This window comes from Leptospira sanjuanensis (assembly GCF_022267375.1).
GTDB lineage: Bacteria > Spirochaetota > Leptospiria > Leptospirales > Leptospiraceae > Leptospira > Leptospira sanjuanensis.
Genome location: NZ_JAIZBH010000001.1, coordinates 706,398 through 723,234, shown reverse-complemented (window position 1 = coordinate 723,234; position 16,837 = coordinate 706,398). Strand labels below are relative to the sequence as shown.

General features: G+C 44.3%; 13 protein-coding genes, 2 tRNA genes and 2 pseudogenes. 4 read left to right on the top strand and 13 right to left on the bottom strand.

The features are described from left to right. Nucleotides 1-1,134 (bottom strand): LBF_2804 family protein, encoded by a 1,134-nt coding sequence (locus LFX17_RS03340; RefSeq protein WP_238728896.1) that lies wholly within the window; start codon nt 1,132-1,134, stop codon nt 1-3. A 179-nt stretch (nt 1,135-1,313) separates the two neighbouring features. Between LFX17_RS03340 and LFX17_RS03335 the strand changes: the two genes are divergently transcribed. Continuing rightward, entirely contained in the window at nt 1,314-2,063 is a 750-nt protein-coding gene (locus LFX17_RS03335; protein ID WP_238728895.1) for an LIC10920 family plasminogen-binding lipoprotein, read from the top strand. A 12-nt stretch (nt 2,064-2,075) separates the two neighbouring features. Here LFX17_RS03335 and LFX17_RS03330 read toward each other — a convergent pair whose 3' ends face one another. The 5 genes from LFX17_RS03330 to LFX17_RS03310 all read right to left on the bottom strand — a co-directional run bounded on the left by LFX17_RS03330 (nt 2,076) and on the right by LFX17_RS03310 (nt 6,086). After that, nucleotides 2,076-2,582, bottom strand: a complete 507-nt coding sequence (locus tag LFX17_RS03330; RefSeq protein ID WP_238728894.1) for an SRPBCC family protein — start codon at nt 2,580-2,582, stop codon at nt 2,076-2,078. Nucleotides 2,583-2,641: 59 nt separating this feature from the next. Further along, entirely contained in the window at nt 2,642-3,601 is a 960-nt protein-coding gene (locus LFX17_RS03325; RefSeq protein ID WP_238745020.1) for a polyprenyl synthetase family protein, read from the bottom strand. Nucleotides 3,602-3,668: 67 nt separating this feature from the next. Then, nucleotides 3,669-4,604 carry a transglutaminase-like domain-containing protein gene (locus tag LFX17_RS03320; RefSeq protein WP_238745018.1) on the bottom strand — a complete coding sequence of 312 codons (936 nt, stop codon included), beginning with the start codon at nt 4,602-4,604 and terminating at the stop codon, nt 3,669-3,671. A 210-nt stretch (nt 4,605-4,814) separates the two neighbouring features. Beyond that, the gene (locus LFX17_RS03315; protein ID WP_238745016.1) at nt 4,815-5,639 is read right to left on the bottom strand and encodes a transketolase; all 825 of its coding nucleotides are present in this window, start codon (nt 5,637-5,639) and stop codon (nt 4,815-4,817) included. Nucleotides 5,640-5,699: 60 nt separating this feature from the next. Then, nucleotides 5,700-6,086, bottom strand: coding sequence for a hypothetical protein (locus LFX17_RS03310; protein ID WP_238747644.1), 387 nt, complete (start codon nt 6,084-6,086; stop codon nt 5,700-5,702). Between the two features lie 158 nt (nt 6,087-6,244). On the opposite strand from LFX17_RS03310, the gene LFX17_RS03305 reads away from it, so the two are divergent. Beyond that, a tRNA-Thr gene (locus LFX17_RS03305) sits at nt 6,245-6,317 on the top strand. Between the two features lie 10 nt (nt 6,318-6,327). Beyond that, nucleotides 6,328-6,409, top strand: a tRNA-Tyr gene (locus tag LFX17_RS03300). 774 nt (nt 6,410-7,183) lie between these two features. Here LFX17_RS03300 and LFX17_RS03295 read toward each other — a convergent pair. The 3 genes from LFX17_RS03295 to LFX17_RS03285 all read right to left on the bottom strand — a co-directional run bounded on the left by LFX17_RS03295 (nt 7,184) and on the right by LFX17_RS03285 (nt 10,272). Next, nucleotides 7,184-8,098, bottom strand: coding sequence for a TIGR04388 family protein (locus LFX17_RS03295; RefSeq protein ID WP_238728889.1), 915 nt, complete (start codon nt 8,096-8,098; stop codon nt 7,184-7,186). A 326-nt stretch (nt 8,099-8,424) separates the two neighbouring features. Beyond that, complete coding sequence (locus LFX17_RS03290) at nt 8,425-9,432, bottom strand: DUF1016 N-terminal domain-containing protein (protein ID WP_238728888.1); 1,008 nt, start codon at nt 9,430-9,432, stop codon at nt 8,425-8,427. A 21-nt stretch (nt 9,433-9,453) separates the two neighbouring features. Next, a complete protein-coding gene (locus tag LFX17_RS03285; RefSeq protein WP_238728887.1) occupies nt 9,454-10,272 on the bottom strand; it encodes a hypothetical protein in 819 nt (272 codons plus the stop codon). Nucleotides 10,273-10,541: 269 nt separating this feature from the next. Here LFX17_RS03285 and LFX17_RS03280 point away from each other — a divergent pair. Next, a pseudogene (locus LFX17_RS03280) lies at nt 10,542-11,804 on the top strand (transposase). A gap of 367 nt (nt 11,805-12,171) precedes the next feature. Here the strand turns inward: LFX17_RS03280 and LFX17_RS03275 are convergent. The 4 genes and pseudogenes from LFX17_RS03275 to LFX17_RS03260 form a co-directional block, all read right to left on the bottom strand. Continuing rightward, nucleotides 12,172-12,381 (bottom strand): hypothetical protein, encoded by a 210-nt coding sequence (locus LFX17_RS03275; protein ID WP_238745014.1) that lies wholly within the window; start codon nt 12,379-12,381, stop codon nt 12,172-12,174. A gap of 32 nt (nt 12,382-12,413) precedes the next feature. Beyond that, entirely contained in the window at nt 12,414-12,839 is a 426-nt protein-coding gene (locus LFX17_RS03270) for a hypothetical protein (RefSeq protein ID WP_238745012.1), read from the bottom strand. Then, entirely contained in the window at nt 12,836-13,675 is an 840-nt protein-coding gene (locus tag LFX17_RS03265; protein WP_238745010.1) for a hypothetical protein, read from the bottom strand. Before LFX17_RS03265 ends, LFX17_RS03270 begins: the two co-directional genes overlap by 4 nt. A 15-nt stretch (nt 13,676-13,690) precedes the next feature. After that, nucleotides 13,691-16,465, bottom strand: a pseudogene (locus LFX17_RS03260) (TIGR04388 family protein); the annotation flags it as partial. Nucleotides 16,466-16,837: the final 372 nt, after the last annotated feature.

Below are 16,837 nucleotides of genomic sequence, written 5' to 3'. Positions count from 1 at the left end.
CTAATCGAGCCTTGCGAGAATTCTCGCGTTTTCCAAATCGCCGTCGTTGATCGCGTCCGCCAATTTCTGCACCCAAATCAAACGTTCCTCGGCGTCCTTGCCGAAAACGAGAGGAAGATGTTTTCTCTCGAAAGAGGAGATCTTACCGTCAAAGCAGCAGGTAACACTCAGAATTTTTAAACAGAAATCCTTCTCCGTTTGATCCAAACCGTTCAGGATTTTTTCGAAGGATTCCCATTCATCCAGACGAAACCGATAATCCTCGATCTGAAACGCCTTGTGAAGTTTGATCAGAATGTATTCGAGATTCGGATGGAACCTCTGCGTGAACACGACCGAATTTCCGATCGCGGTCATACAACCGATCATCGCTTCCTTACTGAGTTTGTCTTTTCTGGAAAGAATCTCCTCGACGAGTTCCTTGGAAATGATCCGAGTCAAAAGACGCGTTCTCAACTCCTTTAGAATAATGTAAAGTACGATCGCGTCCCAAAGCGCCGTAATCGGAGCGGCGACGAAATCCGCGTAAACTCGAAAGGAATTTCGCGCGAGAATTTTCCGAATGATGATCTTAGCGACGAGATTGGAAAGAAACACTTTCGCTTTGTAAAGAAGAGTGGTGAGAAAAAGACTTTGTTTATTGGTAAGCCGATACGGATCGATTCCCAAAAGTTTCAGATCGGGATCGGGAATTTCCAAAGCGAGTCTCGAAAGAAGGTTGGTGACTCCCGTAATCAAATCGGGATCTTCTTGAAGATCCAAACCCGCGAGACGCGTCATCTGATATACGGAGACAAGTCCGATCCGATACAGAAGATAAAATTCCAAAACGGTTCCGAGCAAAAGCGCGAGTCCCGTCCAAGTCCATTTTTCCAGAAAGACGGAAGACCAGAGTTCGGGATTTTCGGGGAAGAATTTTTCGACTAGAATGATCGCGAACGTCGTCCAGAATCCGGTCTGAAGCGACCAGAACACCGTCCATCGGATGATCCTTTTGGAACCCGATCCGAATTCCTGAGAATCCCAACTTCCCAAGGATCTTTTGTCTCTTTTCGCGAGATCGTTCAAAATCCCGATTCCCCATCGCTCGAGAATTCCGGGTTTATATTCTTCTGAAGGAGAACCGATTTTCATCGCCGGGGGAGTTCATTCCATTTTTCCGAACTGTCAAACCATTCTTTCAAATTTTGTTTCAGAATTATAGGTTCGGGGAACGATCTTTTAGGAAAGAGGTCGAAACCAGAAAGCGGCGTTTCGATTTCATCCTTGACCTCGATCCGCTTTTCGATCAGTATGAATTCTAAAGGCAAATCATGAAACGTTCTTATTCCTTATTCTTTACTTCCATCCTCGCTTCGGCTGTTCTTTTTGGCTGCGCCAATTCGAAAGATTCAAATAACGTCGACCTCAAGGTTTTGCTCGCCGACGGAAACGTAATTTTCATCAACGGAGAAGTAGATCCCGATAAAATCTCCTCATGCGGAGTAGCCGTCCCCGGAACCACTTCCACGGGAACTACCGGTACTACGGGAACCACAGGCACCACGGGAACCACAGGTACAAGTAACACCCGTTATACGATTACAAGCCAATTGATCATGAAAACGACCGGAGAGTCTCTTGTCCTCCGGTTTCAATTTGACTCGGCCCAGTATCAAGGATCCGTGGATCCGCAACAGGGCTTCAGTTATTCCGGCGGGGCTTTCGCAAAAACGGTTACTGGTAACGTCGGTAAGGTGGAATGGGGATCATCCGGAATTCCCGTATATGCGAGCAGCAGCGGCGCGGCTCAACAACAAACGCTTCAATACATGGAGATCGATATTTCCCTGACGGGAAAACTTCTCAGCAGTTCCACCAGCACGGGAATTCTCAATCAGTGTTACACATCCGACAACGTAAATTGTACTTCCGTGACGACTACACAACAGTGTTTTACGCAGGACAACCAAACCTGCGTTTCCACGGCTTCGGCTTCAGGGACGTCCGTAACGATTACGGGAAGCATTCACTGTAACGCAAAGAACGTAATTCCGAGCGGCGGCACGACTACTACTCAGTAAGAAGAAATATTCTTAAAATTTCGTTTTTTGAATATACTCGACGAGCTGATTCAAAACGGTTCCCCAACCTTCGTGGAATCCCATCTCTTCGTGCTTTTTGCGGTTGACCACGTTGCCGTGAATCGCGGTCGCCCTGTATTTTGTTCCGCCGTTTCCGTGCGGCTCCAAGGTCAGAATCGCCGTAAAAAATCCGAATGGATGCGCCGGATCGGGCGAGGGACGAAAGCCCGGTTGAAGCGCATCGGTCCAAGAAAATTTTTGATTTTCGATGACTTCGAGTATACAACCTATATTTGGAAAGTTCTCTCCTTCCGGAGATTGCATCGTAGAACGAAAAATTCCTCCGGGTCTTAGGTCGATTTCACAATCGATCGTTTTCCAAGGATGGGGAGTGAACCAATGAACGAGATGTTTCGGTTGGGTCCAAGCGGCCCAAACCAACTCGCGAGGAACGTCGATGGTTCTTTCCAAAACGAGATCCAGATTCGGATCGGGGGTCGGATACAGTTGAGCGGACATCTTCTTTCTCCTATTGAGAGAACAAGGATCGTCAGGCTCGAACGAAATGCAAACCTATTCTATTCCTCAAGGAGTTTTAGAATCTGTTCCTTCAAAAGATTGCGGATGGAGGATTCCTCGAAACTATTTAAGAATTTCATTAAGTTGTCCGCGATGGCTTGAAACTCGGTGTCCATCCGTTCGCGGATTTGATAACGGGAAAGAAGACTCAAAATCACGACTCCGTCCCCTTGCGAACGCTCCTCTTTTGCGAAGAGGGAATGAATCAGCTTTTTGTCGTTCTTATCCGCTTTTTCCAATAAAAGAAGAATCGGATACGTATACAAACCGTTGTAGAAATCCTTGAGCGGAACCTTGCCGCTTTTGCTTGCGGGAGTGAAGTAATCGATCGCGTCGTCTTTTTTCTGAAAGAAGGAACCGAGATCGATTCCGAATTGCCGAAGTTTCTTCTTTTCCTTTTCGTTCTTTTCGGAGAGAACTCCGGCGGAAGCGCTGACTGCGCCGAACAAGGAAGCGGTTTTGCCGTAAACAACTCTATTATAAATTTCTAAAGTGATTTTGGGGTTTTTCTCCCATTCCATCTGGATGAGTTCGGAAACGGAAAGATCCTTGATGACCTGGGTGAAAATGTCCATCAGCTCGGGATAACCGAGACCGTTCAGATGATCGATTCCGCATGCGAGAAGATAATCTCCGGCGAGGATCGCGGTCTTGTTTCCGAACTTGGACCCGACGCTCTGAAGTCCTCTTCTCGTTTCAGCCTCGTCCACGACGTCGTCGTGCAAAAGACTCGCGGCGTGGATCAACTCGGCGATGGCGCCGACGTCCAGCCAATGTTTGCCCGGATAACCCAAAAGCTGACAAAGGCAGTAATGAAGAATCGGGCGAATCCGTTTTCCCCCGGATTGGATCGTATAAGATTTGATCTCGGCCAAAATTTTGAGATCTTCCCGAATGATCGCTTCGAGTTTTTTATCGAATTTTCGAACCAGAGAATCTTTGAATACGGACGCTTTCACTACCCCTTCCCGTGGGGCCAGTATTCAAAACAACGGTACAGGCTCAAGCAAGAACCTTTCCGGAAGTTCAGGCTTTGAGTTTGTTTTCGAGAATCAAGAGCTGACGCGCGAGAATATCCTCCATATCCCGAAACTGTTCCTTACGGTATATGTGGATCAAATTGCGGTACATCCGTTTGATGATGGAAAGAGTGCTGGCTCTCGTGAAATATCTTTCACTCGGGGTAAAACTGTTCGCCTCCAAAAAGCGGATGCAAGTGGACTTATCGAGAAGAACCCCTCCGTGAAACGGATCGATGAAGGTTTCGTAATCGGGAGAATCGAAATGAAGAAGGAAGTGCAAAGGCATGTTCACCCCGTACAACGGAAGCGAAAGTCTGCGGGCTACGAGCAGATAAATCGCCGAAAGGGAAATCGGGATTCCCTTGCGCGTACGAACGATGCGGGTAACGAAAGAATTGTTCGGATCGTCGTATTGATCGTTGTTACCCTGAAAATTCTCCTCCGAAGAAAGAACTCTCGTCAAAAAATGAACCTTTAATTCTTCCGAAACGTATTCCGGATTTAGATCGCAGAGTTCCTCCACTCGAAGGGCGAGTTGATCCAGATAGATTTTGAATTCGTGATAGGACGCGTCCGGATCGCCGACGCTCGAAAGAAGAAAGACCGCCTCCTCCAAATCGGAATAATCATTCACGTGTCCTTTGTCCGCAAGGATCGCATAACGCGCGTTAATACGTTCGAGATGAACGACGGAGGAAATAGAACGCGCAAAAACGCGAAGCGTGGGGTCTTTGAACTCCTCCACGAACTCGCTGATCTTAAATTGCCACGGAACCATGTCCGCGATCTCCCGAATCACTCGGATTTTTTCGTCGCTTCCGGCAAACTCAAGCTGATAAAATTTTTCTTCCAGCTTATCGGGAGGGAAAGAGAGAGAATCATGATAAGAATCGGATGAGGGCATAAACATTATCTTTTTACGAAAAACGAAATGAGTCAATTCAGAATGAAATTTGCCATCGGAAAAAATGAAATGAGAATTATAAAAACCTCATCGCAAAAGAGACAGAACCGAAGTGCTTAGGAGAAATTGTAAATTACTATGTCTTACGGTGTAAGGCCGAAGTACTAAAAAAACCGAATGAAAAAGTTTGGAAAAAAATTGCAAAAAAAGGAAACGCTCCCCGCGAAGACGGCGGGGAGAGATTTTTTAAACGGTAAGAGCGGATAATTCTTCGAGAGCTTTCTTTTCTTCTTCCGGTTTTGGAGGGGTTCCGTGCCACCCCGGGTTATTCTCCATAAAAGAAACACCCTTACCCAATACGGTATTGAACAGAATGATGGTAGGAGAGCCTTTGTGTTGCTGCGCCTTTTCGAACGCGGAGATGATCTGTTCGATATTGTGGCCGTCCGCTTCCAACACGTTCCAACCGAAGGCAAGAAATTTCTCGTTGAGAGGCTCGAGGTTCATAACGTCTTTCGTAAAACCGTCGATTTGAATTCCGTTCTTGTCCATAAACGCGATCAGATTATCGAGTTTGTAATGCGCCGCGGATTGAGCCGCTTCCCAAGTCATACCTTCCCCGCATTCTCCGTCGGAGATACAAGTGTAGATTCTATGATTCTGTTTTTTCAGTCTCGCGCCGAGTGCAAGACCGACGGAAACGGAAAGACCTTGTCCCAAAGAACCGGAAGCGCTTTCGATTCCGTTCATATAACGGGTCGAGGGGTGACCTTGCAGTTTGCTTCCGAGTTTGCGGAACGTCAGCAGTTCTTCGACGGGAAAATAACCGGTGTGAGCCATGGCCGCATAACGGATCGCACACACATGGCCGTTGGAAAGAATCAGACGATCCCGTTCTTCCCAATCCGGATTGGACGGTTTGTGGTTTAGAATTTTCTTATATAAAACCGCGTAGATATCCGCGAGACCCAAAGGTCCGCCCGGGTGACCGGAATTCGCTGCGGTCACCATTCGGATCACGCTCTTTCTGAGTTCGTTAGCAAAACTCTTGAGTTCTTTGATATCGTTCATATTCTTCCTAAGCGAATGAGATGCTGATTTCCAACCTCGAAACGAGGTGCCGAAAGAAGGTCAGTTCGCGGAACGAAACAGAACCAGCCCGGAAAGGAAAATGACAGTGTATAGAGGAAGAAAAATATAGTGCAGCTTTCTGTGGAATTCTTTTTTTCGAGTTATTCCCGACCAGACCATCAGAAGCATCAAAACCAAGGTGAGAATCGCGAACGCGCGATGTGTGTCGATAATCCATCGATCGACCGCGGGTAAAATTCCGGCGTTCTCCAAACCCCCTCCCAAATATTTTACGTAAAGAAGGGAGATTGCCGTCGTTAAGTTGAAGGACGCTCCCGCAAGATTGAAAATCCGGTGCAGAAGATTCTTTCTAAAGCGAAAATAATAACCGGTGTAAAAACAGAGAACCGAAAGAGTCATTCCGACGTGAATCAGGGTTAGAATCATCTCTTCCATTTTCGGTCATAGGCCGCTCATCCATACAAATTTTTCGAAAAGGATTCGGAGAAACCGAAAAACGAGTTCGGAAATATCGGCAAACGCCTTCCTTGGATTTTTTATTTGACCGAGGAAATCAGCCCGAAATACTGGTTCCATAGTAAATTGCTGCCTTAGCTCAATTGGTAGAGCATCTGATTTGTAATCAGACGGTTGTGGGTTCGATTCCTATAGGCAGCTTTTTCTCTTCGGGTAGGTACTCAAGTGGCCAACGAGGGCAGACTGTAAATCTGCTGACTATGTCTTCGAAGGTTCGAATCCTTCCCTGCCCAATTTCATTTCCTCTTCTTTTACAATAAAATCCGATAAACAAAAGCAAATCGAAGGATTCGAAGCTTTCGAGTGAAAGCGTTTGCAAGTGACCCATAGGGAACGTCGCAAACGCGAACCGAGTCCATGGATGGACGAGGCACGAGAAAGACGCCGTGGAGTCCAATCGAGCATGGATGCGAGATTGCGTAACGGCGAATCCTTCCCTGCCCAATTTCATTTCTACTCTTCCTCACAATCAAATTTTAACAATCAAAAGAATCCTGGAAGGATTCGAATAGAGCAAATGCGGTCGCGACCCATAGGAAGCGATGCGAGACAGGAAGTCGAGCAAGCATTGCGACGAGCCTACGCGAGCGAGGCAGGATTGCCCGAGCGAAGGGGAGGCGAATCCTTCCCTGCCCAATTTCATTTCTACTCTTCCTCGCAATCAAATTTTAACAATCAAAAGAATCCGGAAGATAGATTCTGACCCGTAGGGAAGAATCTGCTGAGTTTCCTTCGAAGCTTTCACGTGAGAGTATTTCAAGCGACCCATAGGGAGCAATTTGCTGAGTTTCCTTCGAAGCTTTCACGTGAGAGCATTTTGAGCGGACCCGTAGGGAGTGAAGAAATGCGACGCGAATCCATGGTAGGTTTCGACCCATAGGGAGAAACCTGCTGAGTTTCTGGCGAAGCGCACGTGAAAGACGCCGTGGAGCCCAATCGAGCAGGATGCGAGATTGCGGCCCTTGCTGACAGATTTTTGGAAGGTCCGGATATCCGGACTTTCCAATTTAGCTTTCACAGAGAAGGTGCACCTTGTATTCGTCCCACTTCGCCATCAACTTCTCAGGCTGAGCTTTCGTCATGTCGATGTTACCGTCCTTGTCGCGGGGAAGATATGTGTCTACCTCCGACTGCGTAAACAACGGCTTCTCCATCTTCGTCCCCAAACTCACTTCCTTGTATGCAAGCTCCATCGAAGTACGCTCATGGTTCTTCTGCGCATTCTCTGCAGCTAACCCCTGGTTGAATTCGTTCTGAAAGTTGTAATTGAGTTCTAAAGGTTTAAACCCGTGTGTGTTTGTATCATATGTGATTGACGCAACTGTCGCTCCCTGCATCTGACCGCTCGCAGTAAAGTTACCTTGATCGTTAAACGTTAGGCTTCCTCCGTGTCCTCTAAACTGCGGTGGAATCTTCTCGTTGCCGTAGTTGTAGTATGCTCCCACATCTGCGTGGCCGTCGCTACGAGCGGACATACTCACCCCTACGTGGTGAAGGCCGTTTTCACTCTTGTGCAAGTCTAAGCTCGCGTTCAAGCCATACGAACGATCCTTGAAGTTGTAGTCCCCTCCGACACCTAATCCTTTGTTACCGCTTCCTACGGTGTAGTTCAAGGAGGCGTTGACTCCAAGACCGCTGTCGCGGTTGTAACTCGCTCCGATGTTAAAACCTTGAGCTTTCAGGACTTCTTTGATAAAGCCGCCCTCTTTCCCTAACGCGTTCCAACTCACGCCGCCGCCCCAGCCGCCTTTGATTTCCTGTTGGCCGGTGATGATGTTTGCGTTCTGGTGCTTGTTGTAGCTCACGAAGCCTGTAAAGCTCGAACCCATTCCTAATGTCGCCGTTGAGATCACTCCGTTCACAAGGGCGGCCGCTTGGGGCGAGTTCGCTACGCGAAACGCGCTCTCCGCTTCAATCAGCACTGCACCATTCGGTTTTGATAAAAACAAAGAACAACGTAGTGCACGATGGTGCAATGCCGGATTTCCGCTGCGATCGCTCTCGCGGGATAGCTTGTTCTTCTTTCAGCAGTTGATTGCTTCGCACAGCCTGTGCAGTCGGAATGTCTTTAGCGTTAGCCGTTGAAAGTTTGAAGAAAAAATGAAAGGAAAGTTACTGAGTCAGGAACCGACTCTTTGATACATCAAAGAGTCGCCTACAGAGTGCTTTTGTCAATGGGAAAGGAGAAATTGAAGGATATTTTTGTTCGCCTGATTCACATGTAAAATAATATATCGTTTCACTAAGATCATTCTTTTGTGCCAACGACGGACAATTCTTCGTTCAAATAAATTCCATCCGTTAAGATTTCTTCAGGACTCACTACCTTTTTATTCGAATATAAAACATCCCCCACATAGCGTCCGTAGATATCTTTCGATCTACTCCTTACAATAATCTTCGTTTTAGAGGGTAATTTCTTTTTCAGAAGTTCAAAGTCATTTTCTCCTTCATTTGTATCCAACTCAGCCGCCCAAACGTTGTGCAATCGGATTCTCTGCCTTGTAATTAAATTAAAACCTAACTGTAGCTTTACGAGAATTGTATCACCGTCAATGACTCGCTCGATTTCTCCGGAGTAGAAATAAAGATCCGAGGATTGGGAAAGTTTTGTTTTTTCAAGAGACCAGGATTTACCTTGCTTTTGAAATCTTAAAACATCACCGGCTTTATATTTGTTATTAGCCCTACTCTTCGGTGTTTCATAGTAACAGTAGAACCCTAAATCAAGCAGGTAGACTGTATTGTTTTTTAAAGTTTCTTTGATTTTGTAATGCCAAAGCAAACCTTCAGGACGTCTCCATTTTAAGATCGGAGATTTTCTTTGTTGTCCTACCTCTTTGATTTTAAAGGAAAGCGTTTCTTCACTCCAACCTTCTTTAATAGCTATCTTTGTCAGCTTGTCTCTCAACTTTTCATCGGATACGGATGCTAATTTACGATAATGGCTCCAACTCAGCCTGTGATCTAACTCCGATTTACCATAGACTTCGTAAAATTTTTGAGCATAAAAGAGGTTCCTTTCAAAAAAACCTTTCTTTAAATACCTTTGCAACTGCATCGAAATCGTTTTCATCCAACTGCCACTCGTTTGTTCCTCCGCAGTCGCATTCTTTTCTGCGTTCTTTAGAATCTTACCGATTTCTCGATTTGCTTCTAATGTAACGGTGTTTTTATTCAAATTACTCTGATTACGTATTTCGACGTATATTTTTAAAATGCCTTTCAAAGCTTTATCAATATCGTCCTGGTTCATGGAAAATGATAAGCTCTTTGGCTATTTCCTACGTTTGCGTTTTTTAGAATTTCTTTGAGTATTAAGATGAACGATGCTGTTGCCTATTTGGTTAGGAGTATTTTTCGCTAACTGTCCGATTTCTTTGAGAACAGGCTGCATCGATTTTACTAAGTAACGAAGATAAAGACGATAAAACCATCCCATATCTTTGTAATGAGCATATTCGGATCGATTCTCGTACAGCTGTGATAAAAGGTTTGCTATCGTGAATGAATCAAATAGAAGACTCTCTTCCAGCCTTTCAATCAATTCATTCGCTTCCTTTGGAGCAAAACTCATGAAAGTCTCGCGAAAAAAGTCAATTTCTTTGGTCTGCCCTCCCAAAAGAAACAATGATCTTGCAACGCTCAATCGGAATAGCTTTTTATAATCTTTGCGTAATTGTTTTTCTTCGATCTTTTCTTTAATTTTAAGATGATAGGAAAGAATTTGAATCATTAAATCATAGTCAGGGAGAGATTCAATCGACCAATCCAGACGATCGATCAAAAAGTATAAAACGGACGCATCTTGATAGCCCGCTTCTTTAATGAACGGCTCGGCACCGCTTTCCGTCTCTAAATAAGAATACGTAATTTCAATATACTTGGAAATAGGAGAATTTTTGTATTTAGAACGCAACTGCTTTAAATCAGGTTCCAACCCCCCAACTTGATAGTAAAGAATCTCTCCTAAATATTGCACGACTTCATCTTCGCGAAGATTAAGGCTTCTCAATTTCTCCTTATATCCATTACTTAGCGATTTCAATTCTTCGATAATAACCTTATTTTCTTCCGCAATCCGACTTTCTAACACAGAACACCTCGTTCATATTATACATCAATCATACATTCAACAAAACAATCCGACTTGCTTAATAAAAACACTCTCCGCTGGATTATAAAAGTAATTTATATATTTATAATATTCTTCGCAACTGCGGTGCGCCAATTTTAAAAAAATAAAAACAAGTCCCTTCTAAAACGAAGTCTTCGTTTTTAAAAAATTAAATATCCTCTCTTTTACGGTCTCTTTCTTGTTTTTTAATTCAGATTTCGTTCCTCCGAGACGATTTCATCTTACAAATGAAATCCATTCAACTCAAAACCAAAAACTCATATCACACTGCTCTTCTTTTCAAAGCTCAGTTGAATCTTCTTTCTCCGTCAGAAAAAGATGTTATTCCAAAATCCACTCGATGCGATTGAAAAAATCGAAATCTTTCTACCTTAGTGGGATATGATTCCCAAGATCCGATTTTTAAAGATTTGGATTTGTACAAAAAAGCTCTCGATAGCAAAACGTTTATGAAAACTCTCAAATCACTTTTCTCCATTTATTCTTTTTATTATTCCCTGTCTGAATCCATTCGAGGAAAAAGAAGAATCTGGAACGATCGTAAGAAAGAAATCGTTTCTATCATTCAACGAATAGCTCCTAACCTCGGCCTAAAACGTTCTTGTCGTTTCATGAAAGTGTCCGTTCAAAGATATTACAAATGGAAAAACGAAATCCTTTGTAACTCTTCCGTATTTGGCCTTTGCAGAAAGATCCATCCAAAACAACTCACAATCCAAGAACAAAAAATCATTGCGCGGTATCTCAAAAAGCCTGAATTTTTCAATTGGCCTCTTCGTTCCATCTTCTACAAAATCATAAAAGACGGCGTTGCTTTCTTGAGTTTGGCCACATTCTACAAATACGCAAGAGTTCTTGCTCCCAAAAGAGAAATCATTCGAAAGGCGAGAAGAAAGATCGGAATTCGTTCCACAGCTCCCTTACTTCTTCTTCACATGGATACAACCATATTACGAGTACAAGATGGTTCTAAAGTATATATCCATTTCATTATGGACAATTTTTCCAGGACAATTTTAGGTTGGAAAGCTTCTTTAGAATGGAATTCCAAAAATACGATGTTAAATTTAAAAGAGGTCTGTGAGAAATTCGATTTATTCCACAAACAAATACAGCTTCTTTGTGATGACGGTTCGGAAAATGCGGGAGAAGTAAATAAATTCCTTTGCTCACCGCGCTTATTCATTGAAAAATTAATCGCTCAAGTTGACATCACATTTTCAAACAGCATGATCGAAGCCGTGAACAAAAAAATAAAATATGAATTTCTATTTCCGAAAAAGCTTTACTCGTTTCAAGATGTGATCAAAACATTAAAGCTTGCAGTTACGGAATACAATGATCGTCCAAGCGGAGTTCTATTTGGCTATTCTCCGAACGAAGTTTTAGAAGGTGCAATACCAGATCCACTTCGTTTTGCCAAGCCGATTAAAGAGGCTGCTTCAAAAAGACCAAGCATCAACAAAAACGATCCCTGCGGCTCTTGTTGACAGTTTTTTGGAAGGTCCGGATATCCGGACCCTCCAATTTAGCTTTCACAGAGAAGGTGCACGCTGCGATCGCTCTCGCGGGGAAATACTTTCTCTTTCAGCAGTTGATTGTTTCGCACAGCCTGTGCAGTCGGAATGTTTTTAACGTTAGCCGTTGAAAGTTTGGAGAAAAAAAATGAAAGGAAAATTACTGAGTCAGGAACCGACTCTTTGATACATCAAAGAGTCGTCTACAGAGTGCTTTTGTCAATGGGAAAGGAGAAGTTGAAGGAAATTTTTGTTCGCCTGATTCACATGTAAAACTGTATGTCCTTTCAATAGAGAACCTTTCTTGTTGTTCCTTGCCATTCGCGGGTTTGAAAGTTCTTCACTTCGGTAAATACGGTAATATCTCCTTGATCCTCTCCAAGTTTTCAGGCAACAGATCCACCTTCACAAGACTTTCCGTCTTCGGATCAAAGTAAATGCAAGGTACAGTCGGGCTCCAAGCCTTCTCCACATACATCGTTTGGCCCGTCGTTGTGTCGCGAACCGCTTCGCCGAGGACGAAGCCCTTTGGTGTTCCGTTAGATTTCATACTTTGTATCTTCTCTCAACTAGGTTTTACCCTCACCCGCGACCTCTTTTGCAAGACTTCAAGGATTTCTCATCTACTTCCTTCGATTCCAGATCAAAGATCGTAAACTTTTTGTAGTTCAAAGTCTCTCCGGTTCTTAATGTGATCACATATGTATCGTTTCCACATTCCGTAAAGTCTTCGATCTTCTCAAATTTGTCATTCGCCGAATCCAGGATCGGTGAATATTTTCTCACAAACGGAGCTTCTCCCTTCGGAAGTTTCGCTCCAAAATAATACCGAAAACCCCCAAACACATTCTTAGGATGCTTGAAAATCAGAAGCGTTAACGATTTGCTTGGGTTTAACTTTTCGTATTCAACGGTTTCAGTCAGCTTCGTGCTTTCAAAAAGAAAGTAGCCCAGAAACAGGGCTACTCCAAGGAGAATGATATTGGTAATACTAAGAAGGATTTTCATGGTTTCATCAGCTCTTTTTGATAATACTTTTCACCAAGGGTATTTGATATTTCGTCTATGCAGGTTCGGCCAATTTCGCCTGGAGTTCCCTTGGATTCGTAGATGTCCAAGATCTCAGTCGCTACAACGATATTTTCGTGATATACCTTCTTGCGATCTACTTTGAATTGGCTTCGTATCTTGTCATACGATTGGATCGGAACCTTGAGATATCCGGATGCAAATGGAATCTCGGCTTCTTGGGAGGAAACTAATTTCAAGTTTTTGAATATCTTTCCGCCCCTTGGTCCGCCGGTAAGTTCTTCAGGAATTAAAAAGTAAAAACGGACTTTTTTTGGGAAGGAAGTCCATTCAAACACTCGTTGAATTGGAAAATCTTTAAGATTCATCGTTAGCTGGAAGTAAATATTTTTTTCCTCAAGCGTAATAGGAGAAAGGATTATCTCACCAATTCCTTTGTTCTTCGACAAATCGAAACAAGTTTCATCTTGTTCATTGTATTGAACACCATATGGAGCATATGGTCCACAGGTAGACCTTGCCCACTCTTTGAGCTTCCCAAAATCTTTTGGCCTTTCAGCTGAATAACGCGATGCAATTTTAGGGCTCTTGTAAAAACTACTCGCCCAGACAACAGCATCCCCAGGAGATCCAGCAAAGCTGTCATACCAAGTTCCTTGCAATACATCCCCTTCCTTCATCTTCGCGATCTTGTAAATTTCAGGATTTCCATCCTTGCCGATACAATCCTTGATTGGATATTTGTCTTCTTGAGCAAAAAGGAAGTGGCTCAAGACAAAACAACACAGTCCAAAAAGTAAATATCGAATTTTCATATATAAATTCCTCTCCTACTTCTTCCTTTTTAAAATATACCCATATCCAAGCGAGTAACTTCCATACGGGTAATGTACAAATTGTCCCGAAGTTTTGGCATTGTCATACCCCTTCGTTCTGTCTCCGTAGGAGTCATGAACGATATATCCCGTTGGAGTAAAACCTACAATCGTCACTACGTGACCTCCAGGGGTAAAATCTCCACCCACTATCACTGGATTTCCTTGCTTGATCTGCTCAATGATCCAAGGTTTCACTTTGTCGACAGAGCTTTGAGCACGGGACTCAATTTTGTTATTGTAAATACTCATTTCTTTCGCAAAAGCTATATCAGATTCAGAATCCTCACGTTTCGGCAAAGTTGGCTTCCTTACATCGTTGTAAAGAATCCCTTTCGCAGGAACCTCAAAACCGTATTTCGAAAAGCTGTTGGCCGAAAGTGCTTCAACCGGTATGTTACTCGGTTTGCGACCAAATGGATTGTCTGCGTCAATCATCGTATTTCCATGTTCCTGAGAACTGCGCGCCACCATAACTCCCATCGTTCCGTTTTCTCGAACCTGAGCATCGGTCATGTGATATCCTTGACCACGCATCACCGTTCCAGGTGCCTTCGCATTACAAATGCCAGTTCCATCCAAATCATCCCCTGTTCCCAAGCGATCATAGATGATCTTCTTGTTGTTTGCCGTTAGATCTTGGTAATACGTCTCCCTCTGGGTCGACGCTGTATATCCAAGTAGCAACATCGTCTTTCCGTCAGACGATTTACTATACATCTGGTCTTCGCCGTTTATATTCTTCGTCGTATATGTCTTCGTATTTCCGTTCGCATCTTTCTCAAACTTGTAACCCCGTTCAGTCGCAAACCTCTCGGTATAGTCTAAGTGGAACTTAACTGTGCTTGGATCGGCTGGATTCAAGTGCGGTAAGTTACCGATAGTGTCTACGTTACCTTTCCAATTTAAGTATTTGTCATATACTTTTACGTCCCGGTAGTATTCACCCTCTCTTTGTAGTTGTCTTAACTCGATATCCTTACCATCTGCAGTCTTCTCGATATACAAACGGTCGTTTTTCCCGTATTGATTGCTCGCTGATTCGTAGTAAACCGGTTGGTGACCTTTCACATTACCCTTTTTGTCAAGTATCGGTTCTCCACCCTTTTTGACCCAAGTCGAACCTTCAAACTCGAACTTCTCCCGGCTTTGCGCTGCTGCAATACGAGCGTCTACAGGCGTATTTACCTTCGCTAAGATATCTCGCATCGTTTGGTCGTAATTGTGCACAACGTAGCCCGCGCCGGAATTGGAATCTCTTCCGCCCACAACGTAAGTATGATTCTCCTCTACTTCTAAGTTGTATACCTTAGTCGGTTCCGTGTTGTAGTAGTAAATCCCCGTTACAGTTCCCCAGCTGCCATCGGAACGGAGAACTTGGTCCTTCAGTTTTAAGTCTTCCACCTTCACCCATTCCGAGGTCTGGGTTGTTTCGTTCGACGAAAGTTGTTCCGTCTTACTCAACGTTACATCCGAGGCTGAATGGTTAGAATCTGTAGAATGGGGAAGCTCCTCTATTACACTCGCTGTCTTTGTTTCGCTCTCGCTTCCCGAGCCCAAAAGGCTCGTCACGATTCTTGCTTCTCGCGGATGAAGCAGATGTTCATGAGTTTTGTATGTTCTTTGAATCCCGCTCGGGTCAAACGGTGATACTCTGTTTTGGTTTGTGCTGGCATTCGAACCATTCTGAGTTACGATTCTCCGTCTAAACGGGTGGTTCCAAGTCGTATGAATCTCGTCTTCCCCGTCTAACTCAAGAAAGAAAAGCTGCGGAACTTCGTGGACAAAAGTTTCCATGACTCTCTTGTTCTCGAGTTTTCCGGTTCTTTCGTTCCAAGACTGGACTACGTCGCCGATCTTTACTTCTTCGATCGCAATTAGCTCGTAGTCACTCTTCTCGAAAGAAGAATTCACATTCCCGTATATTCCGTTTTCTTTGTGTTTCAAACGCCAAACCGGGACGTCTCCGCGAAAACACGTGTCTAAGTGGAACACGCCTTGTTTGTCGATCATCTTGCTTCCGTCGTTCGCAATCCCCATGCTCATCGCAAAGTCTCCGAACATTCCCGTTACAAACTTACCGAAAGTGCTCGTTGCACTCTTACCGTCGTTGAAGCGGATCTCAATCCCCGATCTTTCTCCGGCTCTCGTTACATCGTCCTTCCACTTCTGCAAGCCCTCAGGCGTTTGGGACATCGCTTCCTTGTGCGCGTTCCATTTCTCTAACAACTTCTCAGGCTGTGCATTCTCTACGTCGATGCTGCCGTCCTTGTTTTTAGGTAAATACTTGTCCACATCTGCTTGCGTAAACAACGGTTTCTCCATCTTCGTCGCAATACTCAGCTCCGTACGCAAGATCTCCATCTGGCTCTTCTCGTGATTGTAGGCAGAGTTCTCAGCTGTCACACCTTGAAGATATTCGTTCTGGAAATTCTGGTTCAAAGTCGCCTGTTCCCAACCATGACTGTTCGTGTTGTAGCTCACAGTACCGATCGTAGCTCCTTTCAGTCCCTGGATGCTAAAACCCAATACCCCGTCGTTCCCTAAGTCAAGCGTCGCTCCCCCTCCTCTCAGTCTCTGAGGAATCGCCGTGTTTCCGTCGTGGTTGTAAGACAACGCTAAACTCGAGTGACCTTCTCTACTCGCCGATACGTTAACACTTCCGTTCGCCCAAGATTTGCCACCTGCCTTGTTCACGTCATAGCTTGCGTTCGCGGTATAGCTGCCGCTTGGGGCGAGTTCGCTTCGCGAAACGCGCTCTCCACTTCAATCAGCATCGCACCATCAAGTCCAAAGAAAGAAAAAGAACAGCGTAGTACTCGATGGTGCAATGCCGGATTTACGCTGCGATCGCTCTCGCGGGGAAATGCTTTCTCTTTCAGCAGTTGATTGTTTCGCACCGCCGGTGCAGTCGGAATGTTTTTAACGTTAGCCGTTGAAAGTTTGAAGAAAAAATGAAAGGAAAGTTGCTGAGTCAGGAACCGACTCTTTGATATATCAAAGAGTCGTCTACAGAGTGCTATTGTCAATGGGAAAGGAGAAATTGAAGGAAATTTTTGTTCGCCTGATTCACATGTAAAACTGTATGTCCTTTCAATAGAG